General features: G+C 61.6%; 13 protein-coding genes. 7 read left to right on the top strand and 6 right to left on the bottom strand.

Going from position 1 to position 13,853, the window contains the following annotated elements:
- The first annotated feature begins 38 nt into the window (after positions 1-38).
- Entirely contained in the window at positions 39-1,655 is a 1,617-nt protein-coding gene (locus tag HB676_RS12310; RefSeq protein ID WP_213738066.1) for a choline dehydrogenase, read from the top strand.
- 124 nt (positions 1,656-1,779) lie between these two features.
- Positions 1,780-2,760 (top strand): hydroxymethylbilane synthase, encoded by a 981-nt coding sequence (hemC, locus tag HB676_RS12305; protein ID WP_213738065.1) that lies wholly within the window; start codon positions 1,780-1,782, stop codon positions 2,758-2,760.
- A gap of 3 nt (positions 2,761-2,763) precedes the next feature.
- On the opposite strand, the gene hemE is transcribed toward hemC, so the two are convergent.
- Positions 2,764-3,810, bottom strand: coding sequence for a uroporphyrinogen decarboxylase (hemE, locus tag HB676_RS12300; RefSeq protein ID WP_213738064.1), 1,047 nt, complete (start codon positions 3,808-3,810; stop codon positions 2,764-2,766).
- 523 nt (positions 3,811-4,333) lie between these two features.
- Here hemE and HB676_RS12295 point away from each other — a divergent pair.
- Entirely contained in the window at positions 4,334-6,247 is a 1,914-nt protein-coding gene (locus HB676_RS12295) for a diguanylate cyclase (protein ID WP_213738063.1), read from the top strand.
- Positions 6,248-6,402: 155 nt separating this feature from the next.
- Here the strand turns inward: HB676_RS12295 and HB676_RS12290 are convergent, their stop codons facing one another.
- Entirely contained in the window at positions 6,403-6,618 is a 216-nt protein-coding gene (locus HB676_RS12290; RefSeq protein WP_213738062.1) for a SlyX family protein, read from the bottom strand.
- Positions 6,611-7,363 carry a rhodanese-related sulfurtransferase gene (locus HB676_RS12285; protein WP_213738061.1) on the bottom strand — a complete coding sequence of 251 codons (753 nt, stop codon included), beginning with the start codon at positions 7,361-7,363 and terminating at the stop codon, positions 6,611-6,613. The genes HB676_RS12290 and HB676_RS12285 overlap by 8 nt, the downstream gene beginning before the upstream one ends.
- A gap of 203 nt (positions 7,364-7,566) precedes the next feature.
- Between HB676_RS12285 and ggt the strand changes: the two genes are divergently transcribed.
- Together ggt and HB676_RS12275 are read left to right on the top strand one after the other, a co-directional pair.
- Positions 7,567-9,150, top strand: a complete 1,584-nt coding sequence (gene ggt / locus HB676_RS12280; protein WP_213738060.1) for a gamma-glutamyltransferase — start codon at positions 7,567-7,569, stop codon at positions 9,148-9,150.
- Between the two features lie 43 nt (positions 9,151-9,193).
- Positions 9,194-9,679, top strand: coding sequence for an FKBP-type peptidyl-prolyl cis-trans isomerase (locus HB676_RS12275; protein ID WP_213738059.1), 486 nt, complete (start codon positions 9,194-9,196; stop codon positions 9,677-9,679).
- 79 nt (positions 9,680-9,758) lie between these two features.
- On the opposite strand, the gene HB676_RS12270 is transcribed toward HB676_RS12275, so the two are convergent.
- Positions 9,759-9,974, bottom strand: coding sequence for a CsbD family protein (locus HB676_RS12270; protein WP_213738058.1), 216 nt, complete (start codon positions 9,972-9,974; stop codon positions 9,759-9,761).
- A 143-nt stretch (positions 9,975-10,117) separates the two neighbouring features.
- Here HB676_RS12270 and HB676_RS12265 point away from each other — a divergent pair, with 143 nt between their 5' ends.
- The gene (locus HB676_RS12265; RefSeq protein WP_213738057.1) at positions 10,118-10,645 is read left to right on the top strand and encodes a cupin domain-containing protein; all 528 of its coding nucleotides are present in this window, start codon (positions 10,118-10,120) and stop codon (positions 10,643-10,645) included.
- Positions 10,646-10,823: 178 nt separating this feature from the next.
- On the top strand, positions 10,824-11,846 hold the full coding sequence (locus HB676_RS12260) for an alpha/beta fold hydrolase (RefSeq protein WP_346347323.1): 1,023 nt from the start codon (positions 10,824-10,826) through the stop codon (positions 11,844-11,846).
- Between the two features lie 113 nt (positions 11,847-11,959).
- On the opposite strand, the gene HB676_RS12255 is transcribed toward HB676_RS12260, so the two are convergent.
- Both HB676_RS12255 and HB676_RS12250 read right to left on the bottom strand, forming a co-directional pair.
- A complete protein-coding gene (locus HB676_RS12255; RefSeq protein ID WP_213738055.1) occupies positions 11,960-13,069 on the bottom strand; it encodes a hypothetical protein in 1,110 nt (369 codons plus the stop codon).
- The gene (locus tag HB676_RS12250; protein WP_213738054.1) at positions 13,069-13,788 is read right to left on the bottom strand and encodes a FecR family protein; all 720 of its coding nucleotides are present in this window, start codon (positions 13,786-13,788) and stop codon (positions 13,069-13,071) included. The genes HB676_RS12255 and HB676_RS12250 overlap by 1 nt, the downstream gene beginning before the upstream one ends.
- Positions 13,789-13,853 lie beyond the last annotated feature (65 nt).

Raw genomic sequence — 13,853 nt, 5'->3', positions numbered from 1 at the left:
ACGCGGCAGGCCGCTTTCGCCGCGTGTGAGGAAATGATATGGGCGCCAAAGCTTCCGATAACAGGGAATTCGACTACGTCATCGTCGGTGCAGGCTCAGCCGGATGCGTGCTGGCCAATCGCCTCAGCGCGGGCGGCGAGCATTCGGTGCTGTTGCTCGAGGCCGGGCCCGAGGACAAAAATCTCTGGATTCACGTGCCGCTCGGCTACGGCAAATTGTTCAAGGAAAAAACCGTCAACTGGATGTACCAGACCGAGCCCGAGCCGGAACTGGGCGGGCGGCAGGTGTTTCAGCCGCGCGGCAAAGTGCTCGGCGGCTCAAGCTCGATCAATGGATTGCTATATGTGCGCGGCCAGCACGAGGATTACGATCGCTGGCGCCAGCGCGGCAATAGCGGCTGGGGTTATGATGACGTGCTGCCCTATTTCAAGAAGGCCGAAAACCAACAGCGCGGCGGCGACGAATATCATGGCGTGGGCGGCCCGCTGACGGTATCCAATCTGGGGCATCCCGATCCGCTCTCGGCAGCCTTCATCGACGCCGCGGCCGAGACGGGTCTACCGGTAAATTCCGATTTCAACGGCGCGTCGCAGGAGGGCGCCGGATTTTTCCAGACCACCACACGCGGCGGCAGGCGCGCGAGCACGGCGATGGCCTATCTTCGTCCTGCCAAGAACCGCGGCAATCTGCATGTCGAGACCTCTGCGCTGGCGCAACGCATTCTGTTCGACGGGCGCCATGCGCGTGCAGTCGAATACCGGCAGCATGGAGTGCTGCGAACCGCAAACGCGCGCAAGGAAATCCTCGTCTGCGGCGGCGCGTATAATTCCCCCCAATTGCTGCAACTTTCCGGGGTGGGGCCTGCGGATCTCCTGAAGCAACATGGCATCGATGTGGTGCTCGACGCGCCCGGCGTCGGCAATGATCTGCAAGATCACCTGCAGGTCAGGATCGTGATGCGATGCCCGCAGCGCATTACGCTCAATGATATTCTCAACCATCCGGTTCGCCGCGTCATGGCCGGCGCGCGCTATGCGGCGTTTCGCTCGGGACCGCTGACGATCGCGGCCGGCACGTCCGGCGCATTCTTCAAGACCAACCCGCGTCTGGCATCGCCCGACGTCCAGATTCATTTCCTGCCATTCTCGACCGACAAGATGGGCGAGAAACTGCACGCGTTTTCCGGGTTCAGCGCGTCGGTCTGCCAGTTGCGGCCGGAAAGCCGCGGCTCGCTGCGCATCAAGAGCGCCGACCCCGCTATGCCGCCGGCCATCCGCATCAACTATCTGGCGACCGAAACCGATCGTACCGCCTTCGTCGAAGGCATGAAGATCCTGCGCAAGATTCTGGCCGCGCCAGCGCTCAAGCCGTTTGTGACCGAAGAGGTCGAGCCTGGCCCGAAAGTCACCAGCGATGAGGACATCCTGAATTTTTGCCGGCAGCGCGGCAGCACGGTCTATCATCCGACATCGACCTGCCGGATGGGCAATGATCCCCTGGCGGTGGTCGATCAGCGGCTTCGTGTTCGCGGTATCGAGGGCCTGCGCGTGGTCGATGCCTCTGTTATGCCGGACCTGATGTCGGGCAATACCAATGCACCGACCATCATGATTGCCGAAAAAGCCTCGGATATGATTTTGGAAGATGCGGGGTAGCGCAGTATTGCGCTTTTGTGCGGGGGTTGCATTTGCATTCCGGCATGGGCTGGCTCTATGTTCCGGCCCAATTGGTGCGATAATTAGTCGTGAATCCCGCGACGCGCCGAGTGGAGCATGTTTGGTGACAATTCGAGTCCGGATCGGCACGCGCAAGAGTGTCATGGCGTTGGCCCAGACCGAGGAAATCGCCCGGCGCCTGATCGCGGCTTCCCCCGATGTCGAGGTCGAAATCGTCAAGTTCGAAACCACGGGCGATCAGGACCAGACCAGCAAGCTGTTGCAGCATGGCGGCAAGGGTGGTGCCTTCGTGGCCGAAATTCGCGCCGCGGTGCGCTCCGGCGATCTGCACGCCGCGATGCATTCGCTCAAGGACATGCCGGGCAATGAAGACACCCCCGGGCTGGTGATCGGCGCGACACTGAGCCGCGATCCCGCCGGCGATGCGCTGGTGTTGCGGCCGGGACTGTCGATCGATGATGTCAGGCGCTCGCAAGGCAAGGGCTTCAAGATCGGCACCAATGCGGTGCGGCGCGGGGCTTATGCGCGCCGGCTGTTTCCGCACATCGAAGTCATTCACTATCGCGGCGCCGCCGATACCCGCGTGCGCAAGCTCGACCATCTGGAAATGCAGCGGCTGCCCGGCGGAGGCGAGGTCGGCCCCGCGGACGCGCTGATCATGGCGCGCTCGGGGCTGGAGCGCGTCGGTCTCGCCGGCCGTATCGCCTATGAATTTTCAGATCAGGAGATGTTGCCGGCGGCCGGGCAGGGCATTGTCGCGGTGGAGTGTGCCGCCGGCGATTGGCAGACACGGCGGCTTCTGGCTGGGATCGATGACCTTGCCGCGCACCGCAGTGCCGATGCCGAGCGCGAGGTGCTGTGGGTTCTCAACGGCCATTGCAATTCGCCGATCGCGGCATTTTCCACCATCGAAGGCACGCAGATGACGCTGACGGCGTCAGTGCTGGATGAATCGGGCGGCCTGTTCATCGAGGCTTCGCGTTCCGGTCCCGCCGATCGCCCGCGCGAACTTGGCCGCGCGGTCGGGCTTGAACTTCTCGACAAGGGCGCGGCCAAGATTATCGAGCGCAGCCGGCCGGGGTAGCGTTCACCCCTTGTACGCGCGCACCCGCTCGATCATCTGCTCGACATGCGCGATCGGGGTTTCCGGCTGAATGCCGTGGCCGAGGTTGAAGATCAGCCGGCCGCTCGCGTAATTCGCCAGCACGTCGTCGATGGCGCGATCGAGCGCCTCGCCACCCGCGATCAGCGCCAGCGGGTCGAGATTGCCCTGAATGGCGACGCGGTTCTGCACGCGCTCGCGGATCAAAGACGGCTCGGCCGCCCAGTCGATGCTGACGGCATTGATGCCGGTGGCCTCGACATAGGCCGGCAGCAGCGCACCGGCGCCTCTGGGAAAGCCGATGATCCTGGCATCGGGGACCTGCTTGCGCACGCCTTCGACGATGCGCCTTGTAGCATCGATCGACCAGCGCTCGAATTCGCGTGGCGGCAGCACGCCGGCCCAAGTGTCGAAAATCTGCAGCACGTCGGCGCCGGCCTTGAGTTGCCCCAGCAAATACGTGATCGAATTCTCGACCAGCACGTCGATGATGCGCGCGAACGCTTCGGGGTGGCGATAGGCCATCATTCGCGCCGGCGCCTGATCTGGCGTGCCCTGTCCCGCGACCATATAGGTCGCGACTGTCCACGGCGCACCGCAAAAACCGATCAGCGCAATGTCCGGATTGAGTTCGCGACGGACGCGGCGCAGTGCCTCATATACCGGCTCAAGTTTGGTAAAGTCGGCCTGCGACGCCAGCGTTTTGACTTTCTCGGGTGTATCCAGTGGATCGAGCCGCGGACCTTCACCGGCCTCGAAGCGGACGGAGCGGCCGAGCGCATAGGGGATGACAAGAATGTCCGAGAAGATGATCGCGGCATCGAAGTTGAAACGGCGGATCGGCTGCAAGGTGACTTCGGCGGCGTATTCCGGCGTGAAACAAAGATCGAGAAAGCCGCCGGCCTTGGCGCGCAATTCGCGGTATTCCGGCAAATAGCGGCCGGCCTGCCGCATCATCCAGATCGGCGGCACCGGCTGGCGGTGTCCGGAAAGAACGTCGAGGAAGGGTTTTGTGGAGTGGATCTGGGGCAAACGTTGATTCCGCAGGTCATTGGGAAGCGAAGCGCTGCTTCTGATACACTGGGGACGCCAAAGAGGCCAAGACAAGATCGCTGTTTTATTTGTCTGGCGCCTCGGGATGACGTGCCGGCCAAGTGGCCCAGCGGCCATCCTTGACGCTACCAGGCTTGTCCCCCGAGCGGAACGCCGCGATTGCCGCTGCGTGATTTCGCGATGAGGTTGCAACCGTGACCCTGACATCGCAACCCTGACCATGATCGAAAGTCTGCGAACCAAGCTTACCGGTTTTCTCCTTGCCGAGGCCGGTTTCCTCCGTTGTGCAGTGCGTTGTTCCGTCGCATGCGGCCGTCGCTGGCTTTTGCAATGCGGAAGGGCGGAAGTATCGCAGGCCGCAATCGAAGTTCCGCAAGACGGAAGTTACGTAAGACTACGGAACTCTGCGGGATCCTTCAATTGCTGTCGATTGCTGTGGTTCTATTTCAGAGATAAATAAGAGGTCCGTGGGATTATTTCGCCATCCGAAAGGTTCCGCGAGATGCCCCTGGCCCTCAACAAAACCGGCCTGAGCCGCCTGCCGTTGCGGGCTGCGATTTTCGTCACGCTGGCGTGCGCTGCGATTATCGCATCTACTGGCTGGACGGAATGGGCGTCGCGCGACTCGGAGATGAGGAACGCCGAAATCGAGCTCGGCAATCTCAGCCGGTCATTGGTGCAGCACGCTGACGGCACCGCCGAAATCGCAGGCTCGCTTCTTGCTGGCATGGTCATCGCTCTGGAGGCCGACAGTGAGAAGTCCGAACGCATCGCGCGACTGCAATCGTTTTTGAACATGCGCAAGACCGGTCTTGACCGCATCCATGGACTGTTCGTCTATGATGAAGAAGGGCGTTGGCTTGCCACCACCGAAGCGGTCGATCTGGCTGAATACAACAACAGCGACCGCGATTATTTTCAGCGCCATCGCAACTCCCCCGATCGCGCGACGTTCATCGGCCGCCCTGTTCACAGCAAATCCGGCGGGCAATGGGTGATAACGCTGTCACGCCGCTGGAACCACGCCGACGGTTCGTTTGCAGGCGTCGTCCTGGCAAGCGTCGAAGTCAGCTATTTCTGGGAATTCTACAGCCGTTTCGATATCGGGTCTCAGGGGTCGATCGCGCTCGTCAGCAAGGACGGGATCATTCTGGCGCGAAATCCCGATAACGGCAGTATCGGGCGCGATGTCTCGGACCGGCCGGTGTTCAAGGGTATCGGCAGGCATGCATCCGAGGGCGCGATGCTTTTTCAGTCTGCCGTCGATGGCGTAGCGCGGCTGGGTTTCTATAAGCAAAGCGATCGCTATCCGTTTGTCATCGTCATCACCAAGGCGCAGAGCGACGTGCTCGCGCGATGGCGCCATGATGCCATCCACCGGATACTGTTTGTCCTGGGCCTGGTCGCGCTGATTTCGATGATGGGATTTTACCTTGTGCGTCAATTGCTCAACGGGCAGCGGATGGCGGTTGCTCTCGTCGCCAAAGAGGCCAATTTCCGCGTGCTGGCGGAAAGCTCGAGTGACATGGTGACCCGTATTGGGGTGGATGAGCGGATTTCCTATGTCTCTCCCTCATGCGTAACTGTTGTAGGCTGGCGGCCCGACCAACTGACGGGGACAGCCGCGCTGGCCGGCGTCAATGCTCTGGATTTGCCTCGGGTCAGGAAAACGGTCGCCGCGTTGAAACGGGGCAATGCCGAAGAGGCGCGCATCAGCTACCGCACGCGCCATCGCGAGAAGGCCGAAATCTGGCTTGAGTCGAACCTGCGGGTGACGCGCAAGGTCGATGGTGAAATCGACGGTGTCGTGGCGATATCGCGCGATATCACCGAGCAAAAGGTTTTGGAAGAAAGGCTCGAAACCCTCGCCGTAGAGGACGGGCTGACGGGCCTCGCCAATCGCCGTCATTTCGACGATCGACTGCAGGAAGAATGGGCGCGGGCCCTTCGGGATAATAAACCGCTGTCATTGTTGATGATTGACGTCGACCATTTCAAGACATTCAACGACCGGTACGGACATCCTGCTGGAGATGAGTGTTTGCGTTCCGTTGCCAGGATTTTGGCCGGGGAGATGAAGCGAACCGCAGACCTCGCGGCGCGATACGGCGGCGAGGAGTTCGCGTTGCTGTTGCCTAACACGGATGCTGCAGGCTGCGCGCGGATCGGGCAAAGGATTTGTCGCCAACTCCAGAAGGCGGCGATACTTCACGAGGTAAACCTTCCATCCGGACGGGTTACCGCAAGTCTTGGCGGCGCCGTATGTTGGCCGGGTACCGAAAGATCGGCAAGCCGCGCCTCGCTGGTCGAGGCTGCCGACCGGGCGCTCTATGCCGCAAAGGAGGCTGGGCGCGACCGGCTGGTCATGGCGGGTCAGATCGTGGCGCTGCTTCCCCTCAAATCCACGGCGCGATGATGAATTCCGGAGGTTGGACCGGATCAGCCAAGAGATGCGAGATTGATTGTGGCCTGGATTTCCTCGGCCAGCAGTGGCACCAGCGGCGATGTTTTTCAGAGATCAATTGCTGCCGGCAGGTAGTCACCGCCAATTCGGCAGTTTGATGTAAGCCTTCAATAATGTGGCGGCGGCTCGTTGGCCGCGCCGGGCGCGCGCGTCTCCGCTTCCTGCAGACGCTCGTTCAGATGAACGATCTGACGCGTCAGCGCGTCGATCTTCTGCCATTGTGCTGTGATGGTCTTGTTCAGGGTTTCGATGGTTTCGTCCTGAAACGTCAGGCGGGTTTCGAGCGTGTCGATGCGCTCGCTCAGCGTCTTTACGTCACTCATCGGAATCCTGTTCCATCCCGCGTTCCCGCAATCCGTGACCGAGCGCGACGCGGTCGTCGAACACGAAGCATTCGCCGCGCCATCGGCTCTCGGCTTCCGGCACGCCTTCCAGATATTTCAGGATGCCGCCCTTGAGGTGATAGACTTCAGAGAAGCCGCGCGCGAGCAGATAGGCGCTGGCCTTTTCGCAGCGGATGCCGCCGGTGCAAAACATCGCGATCCGCCGATGCCTGGCGGGGTCGAGATGGTGAGCGGCAAATTCCTTGAATTGCCCAAAACTCTGAATCCCGGGATCGACCGCGCCTTCGAACGTGCCCATCGCGATCTCAAAGGCATTGCGGGTGTCGATCAGGATTGTATCCGGCGTCGCGATCAGATCGTTCCAGTCGGCGGGATCGACATAGATGCCGACCTGCCGCGTCGGATCGGCCCGCGTGTCGCCGAGGGTAACGATCTCCTTTTTCAACCGCACCTTCAGGCGCTGAAACGGCATCGCCGCGGCGCTCGAGAATTTCAGTTCGAGATTGTCCAGCCGGCCGCCGAACAGCGGACCGTCGCGCAATTGACGGGTCAATTCATCGATGGCCTCCGCGTCGCCCGCCAGCGTGCCGTTGATGCCCTCGCGGGCCAGCAACACGCTGCCCTTGAGTTCGAGACCGGCGCACATCATCCGCAGCGGTTCGCGTAAATCGCGGAAATCCGGCAGGGCGGCGAATTGATAGAAAGCGGCGACCTTGTAGGGCATCGCGGAGGTTTATCAGGCCGATGGCAGCGGCGAAACCCGCAAAAATCGGCCTCTTTTCAACCCCGCATGCGTTCTCCTGCGCCCGCAGGAAACGACATGGTTACCGCGTTAATCGCGCTGAAGCATTGCCCATTACCGCCGGAAATGCCATTAAGCCCGCAATTGAAAAAGCACGGTAAAACGACAGAAGTGAGCCCCCTGGTATGAGGAATTTCCATCTCGCCGGCCGGTCGACGGTCCACGCCCGGAACGCGATGGTGGCGACGTCGCACCCGCTGGCGGCGCTGACGGCAATCGACGTTTTACGCGCGGGCGGCACTGCCGTTGATGCCGCGGTGGCGGCATGTGCGCTGCTCGGCGTGATCGAGCCGCAAGCTACCGGTATTGGCGGCGATTGCTTCGCGCTGATCCAGCCAAAGGGCGAGGGCAAGATCGTTGCCTATAACGGCTCGGGCCGCGCGCCGATGGCCGCGAAGCCTGAATGGTATCTCGAGCGCAACATGCATACGATCCCGCTGACCTCGGCGCATGCCGTCAGCGTCCCCGGCGCGGTCGACGCATGGGCGACCCTCCTGCGCGATCACGGCAAGTTCGGGTTCGATAGCTTGCTGCAGCCGGCGATCAAGGCCGCGGAGGAAGGCTACGTCGTAGCGCCGCGCATCGCGTTCGACTGGAAGAACGGCTTCGACAAATTGAAGAAGGGCACCAACACCGAGCGCTATCTGCTGCCGCACGGCAAACCGGCGGTCGCCGGTGATGTGATTCATCAGCCGGAACTTGGACAGACCTTGCGGGCCATCGCCAAGAACGGCCGCGACGCGTTCTACAAGGGCGCGATCGCCGAGGACATGGTCGAGACGTTGCGCGGCATCGGCGGCTTGCACACGACAGAGGATTTCGCCAACCACACCACCGAAACCACGGTGCCGATCGGCACCATGTATAAGGGGCATGACGTCTGGCAGTGTCCGCCGAATGGACCGGGGATCACCATGCTGGTGATGCTCAACATCCTGTCGCGTTTCGATCTGACGAAATTCCCGGCGATGAGCATCGAGCGGTTTCATCTGGAAGCCGAGGCGGCGCGGGTGGCCTACATGATGCGCGAGCAGCGGATCGGCGATCCGGCCCAGGTCGAGGTCGATGTGGCCGGTATCCTCAAGGAGTTCGCCGACGAATATGCCGGCAAGATCCGCATGGACGCGATGCTCGATCTGCCGAAAGTCTCGCCGCCGATGAATCCCTCGACGGTCTACATCACCGTGGTCGATAAGGACCGCAATGTCTGTTCGTTCATCAACTCGATCGCGCACTCCTTCGGTTCGGCGATCGTCTCGAACAAGACCGGCGTACTGCTGCAAAATCGCGCCGCCGGTTTCCGCATTCAGCCCGGCCATCCCAATTGCATCGCGCCGGGCAAGCGGCCGCTGCACACCATCATTCCCAGCCTCGTGACCAAAAACGGCCGTGCTGTGATGCCGTTTGGCGTGATGGGCGGACAGTATCAGCCAGTCGGGCAGTGCCACGTCCTGACCAACATGTTCGACTACGGCCTCGACGTGCAGGAAGCGATCGATATGCCACGCGGGCTGCATTACGAAAATGTCTATCAGCTTGAGGATGGCGTGCCTGCCGATATTGTCGCGGGCCTGAAGAAGCTTGGACACCAGACCACCAGCGTGATCCCGCCGCTCGGCGGCGCCCAGGCGATCTGGATCGACTGGGACAAGGGGACGCTGACCGGCGGCTCCGATCCCCGCAAAGACGGTTGTGCGCTGGGGTATTGAGCGAACCTTCTAACGCGGGCACTTTTACTATAACGAAAGCTGAATGATGCGCTTCCAGTTTCGACGTTTTTCGATCGCCCTTGTCATCGCTATGACCGGTGCTTTTCTCCTCGCTGCGTCGTCCGGCGCAGTAGCCCAGACCGCAGAAAAAACTACGGGTAAAATGACAGGAAAAATCATGACCACAGATTCAGGCTTGCAGATTATCGACGGAACGGTCGGCACCGGTGCGACGCCAAAGCCCGGTCAGATCTGTGTCATGCACTATACCGGCTGGCTTTATGAGGACGGCAAGAAAGGCAAGAAGTTCGACAGTTCGGTCGATCGCAACGAGCCGTTCGAGTTTCCGATCGGCCAGCGCCGCGTGATCGCGGGCTGGGACGAAGGCGTGGCCACCATGAAGGTCGGCGGCAAGCGCACCCTGATCATTCCGCCCGCACTGGGATATGGCGCCCGCGGCGCCGGCGGCGTCATTCCGCCGAACGCGACGCTGATGTTCGACGTCGAATTGCTCGACGTAAAGGGCTGAGCATTCGTCCGGGGAAAATCGGGCAAAAAAAGACCGGCCGCTGTGGCCGGTCTTTTGATTCTGAATCGATTAAAGTCGATCAGAGATTCTTGTTAGCCGCGGCCGCAGCCTTGTTGACGGCGTCCTTGGTTGCTTCCTTGGCGTCGCCGACAGCCTTCTGGCCCTTGCCCTTGATTTCCTGCACGGCGCCTTCACCCTGCAACTTGTCTGAGCCTACGGCTTCGCCAATGCCCTGCTTGGCCTTGCCGATGCCTTCGTTGGTCGCGCCTTTAACCTTGTCTGCCGTTGCACCCATGGGGACTCTCCTCTGGAAGGGTTAAGCTTCGCGGAGACAAGTCCCGGCTGCATCAAAAGGTTCCTCCAAAGTCCTTTGGAAGGTCTGGTTTGTGATCGCGGTTTTATGTAGCGTTTGCGCAAGTTTCACTGGAACCAAACAGCATGACAGGCTCTCACGATCACACCCATTCCGATCACACCCATGATCATGATCATGGCGACGCGGAACGCTGGAAGCATGATGGCGTTCGCGTCATTCCCGGCGACCAGCTCGATCCCAACGTCCCCTCGACCGCCGGCATGGATCGCAAGGCCGCGATCAATTTCGCCCGCGTCGGCGCTCAGAAATTGTGGGCGGGCACCGTGACCATCAAGCCCGACGCCAAGACCGGCGCGCATCATCACGGCCATCTCGAGAGCATCATCTACGTCGTCAAGGGCAAGGCGCGGATGCGCTGGGGCGAGCATTTGCAATTCACCGTGGAAGCCAATCCCGGCGATTTCATTTTCATCCCGCCCTATGTGCCGCACCAGGAGATCAACGCCAGCCCCGACGAGGTGCTGGAATGCGTATTGGTGCGCAGCGACGGTCAGGCGGTCGCGATCAATCTCGATATCGAGCCGGTCGAGAAGCCCGAGACGGTGCTGTGGATCGATCCCGTGCATCGCGATCCCGCGGAGAACAAGTAGGCCCGGTATCGCGATCCGGACGTGCCGCCGCGCCCGGATCGGCGGCTTGGCGCATGTCCGAATCTTCCCGACGTGGCTTTCGGGGCCGTGTGCGGTCTGATACAGTATGCCAGAGACTTCAAAGGGACGCCGCGCTGCAGCGCCACTAAACAATCAAGAACCTGAATCGGAGGCACTCGTGAATTATTTCAATAAATTACTGGCACGGCGCGCGGTTATCAAAGGCGCAGGGCTCGGTGTCGTTGCTAGCGGACTGGCCAGCACGCTGCCCGTGCAAAATGCCGCCGCCGCGGAAGGCGGCGAAATCTGGAGCAGCGAGTACTGGACCAAAAAGGGCGACGTGCCGTTGTGGATGTTCCGTAAACGCGTTGGCGCGCCGAAGCCCGGTGAGCCGGCACGGCCGGTGCTGTTTCTCGTCCATGGTTCTTCGGTGACCTCACGGACGTTCGACATCAACGTGCCCGGTCAGGGCGAATATTCGGTTATGAACGAGTTCGCCCGTTATGGGTTTGACGTCTGGACCATGGACCATGAAAATTATGGCAAGTCCGGCCGGACCTCCGGCAATGCCGATACCCCCAGCGGTGTCGAGGATTTGAAAGTGGCGGTGGAGGTCGTTGCCCGCGAAACCGGCCTCAAGAAATATCATTTTCTCGGTGAGTCCGCCGGTGCGCTGCGCGCCGGTGCTTATGCCATGGTGGCGCCGGATCGCGTCGACCGTCTCGTGCTGGCGGCCTTTACCTACAAGGGCGACGGTTCGCCGACCCTCGCCAAGCGCGCCGAGCAGGTCGAGTATTACAAGACCCACAATATGCGCAAGCGCGACCGCGAGATGATCCGTTCGATCGCGACCCGCGACAAACCCGGTACCAGCAGTCTCGCTGCGGTGGAGGCGCTGGCGGATGCAGAGATGCAGTTCGGCGATCAGATCCCGACCGGCACCTATCTCGACATGACCGCCAAAATGCCGGTGGTGTTTCCGCAGAAGGTGCAGGCGCCGGTGCTATTGGTGAGCGGCCAGTATGACGGCAACGCGACCGTGGCCGATCTTGAGGAATTCTTTAACTTGCTGCCTAACGGTGACCGGCAACTCGTGACGATTCCCGGCGCGGCCCACTCCCTGACACTTGCCACCAACCGTCAATTGTTCTGGCACGTGACCCGGTCATTCCTGACCCAGCCGACGCCGATCTCGACGTAAGAGGCGATAGACGGTGTCATTCCGGGGCGAGCGAAGCTCGAACCCGGAATCTCGAGATTCCGGGTTCGCGCGTTCAGCGCGCCCCGGAATGACGACAGAACACTGCCCTTGCTTCAGTAATTGACGCGCAGCCCGACACCGCCGTGGATGGTGTTGCCGACCGGCTGCGGGCCCAATGTGCCGTTGACAAAGAGATCGGCGACCCAGCCCTTGGTGATGCGGAAGCCGACGCGGCCGCCATATTCGAACCAGCTCTGATTTCCGATCGTCGGCACCACGGTGCCGTCGCCGGTTACGGTGGCGACAATGCCGGAATGCGTCGCAAACGACTGCACGAACCCGCCATTGATGTTGCCCTCGATGCTGTCGCTGATCAGATGCGTCCATTGCCCGCTGAGCTTGACCAGATTGGTTCGATCGGTGCCGGTCGGAATCGAGGCGCTGAACGGATTCAGGGCGGCGGCGGCCGGATCCGTATAGCCGTCCACATGCTGCCAGAGCTGCCAGACCTCGACGGACGCCGCGACTTCGTCGCGCGGCGAAAGCCGGCTGATCCAGCCGCCCCGGCCATAGACGCCATAGTTGCTGGCGTTGGTGGTGCTATCCAGCGAAACTGCGCCGAGACTGGTCGTGTAGCTGCGGGTGTAACGCACCTTCTCGAACGGCGTCAGGATGGTGCCGATATCGAAGAACGGCCGTGACGATCCCCAATCGGTGAAATCGTAGCGCAGCGCGAACGCGCCGATCGGCGCGCTGGTGACGTTGTAACCGCCCTCGCTGTATTGGGTGTAGGCGATGCCTGCCAGCAGCGACAGATTGGGCGTCAGTTCCTTGCGGCCGTGAATGCCGGCCGAAAACGATCCCGCCGAACCGAACGCGCTGACGCAGTCGCTGCAATTGACCTGCTCGTTGACCCCCAGCAGCACGGTGCCGAGCACCCGGTTGGTGATCATCTGGTTGAAGCGCTGATTGGCCAGGGCGTTGATCGATCCTCCGCTTGAACTGGCGCCGGTCGGGGTCGGCGTGGGCGTCGGGCTTGGCGAAGGCGAGGGTGTCGGCGTCGGTGTTGGAGATGGCGAGGTACTTGCTGACGGCGTTGGCGACGAACTGGGCGACGGGCTCTGCGCGGCGGCCGGAATAGTCTGCGCCTGAAGCAGCACAAGCGAAACCGCCGCGGCAAGCGGGGCCGATGCGATCAAGTGGCGCAGCGTGCGTGCCATCATCAACGCCCGCACAGCATGCCGGTGGGGTCGCTGCCGTCATCGACCGGCGGCGTCACCACGGGGATGGCCTGCGCATAATTCGTGGCGCTGCAAAGTCCTGCTAACGCCGCGCAGTTCGCGGCGAAAGTCCAGGGCGGGACATTGACCTTCTGGATCGTAACCTTGCCGCCGGTGGACGTAATGATCGCGGTATCGCCGGGCTGCGTCAACTCGGTGCATTGGCCGCCGGTCGCGCAGACGCGCGATGCGCCTTCCTGCAAGACCACGGTAGTCTTGCCGCGCTGGGACAGGATATCGAGGATGGTGCCGCGCACGCCGATGGTTGCGAGCGGCGTGGTGATCTTGTAGGCGGCTTTTTCCGAACCGCCGGTGACGAAGCGAAACGCGCCGGCGGTGAGCTTAACCGCGATGTCGCGGTAGCTATGTTCGTCGTTGAACACGGTGCGGTCGAGCTTGAGCGTCGCGTTGGGACCGAGCGACAGATTTGTATTGTCGGCCATCACCAGCCGCGCCGCGCTTTCCAGACCGGTGCGCACGGTTTCATCGCGCAGCAAGCCGTCGCCGACATTGAGCTGGCTGGTTGCCGATCCCGTAACGCGAACGACTTCTTTCTGGATGACCGCCGCTTCACCGACGCGCGTCTGCGCGTGAGCGGCATCGGCCGCGAGCCATGTAAGGCAAAGCGCGGAGACAAAGAGAACGCTATGACGCCAGTTCATTCCACTACCGATCGACTGTCCCATTGATCGTACCGGACCGCGTCGGCATGCGATGTTGTAAATTT

This window comes from Bradyrhizobium sp. dw_411 (assembly GCF_018449695.1).
Lineage (GTDB): Bacteria > Pseudomonadota > Alphaproteobacteria > Rhizobiales > Xanthobacteraceae > Bradyrhizobium.
Note: the sequence above shows the minus strand (reverse complement) of the source record. Positions and strands in the feature narration are given on the sequence as shown.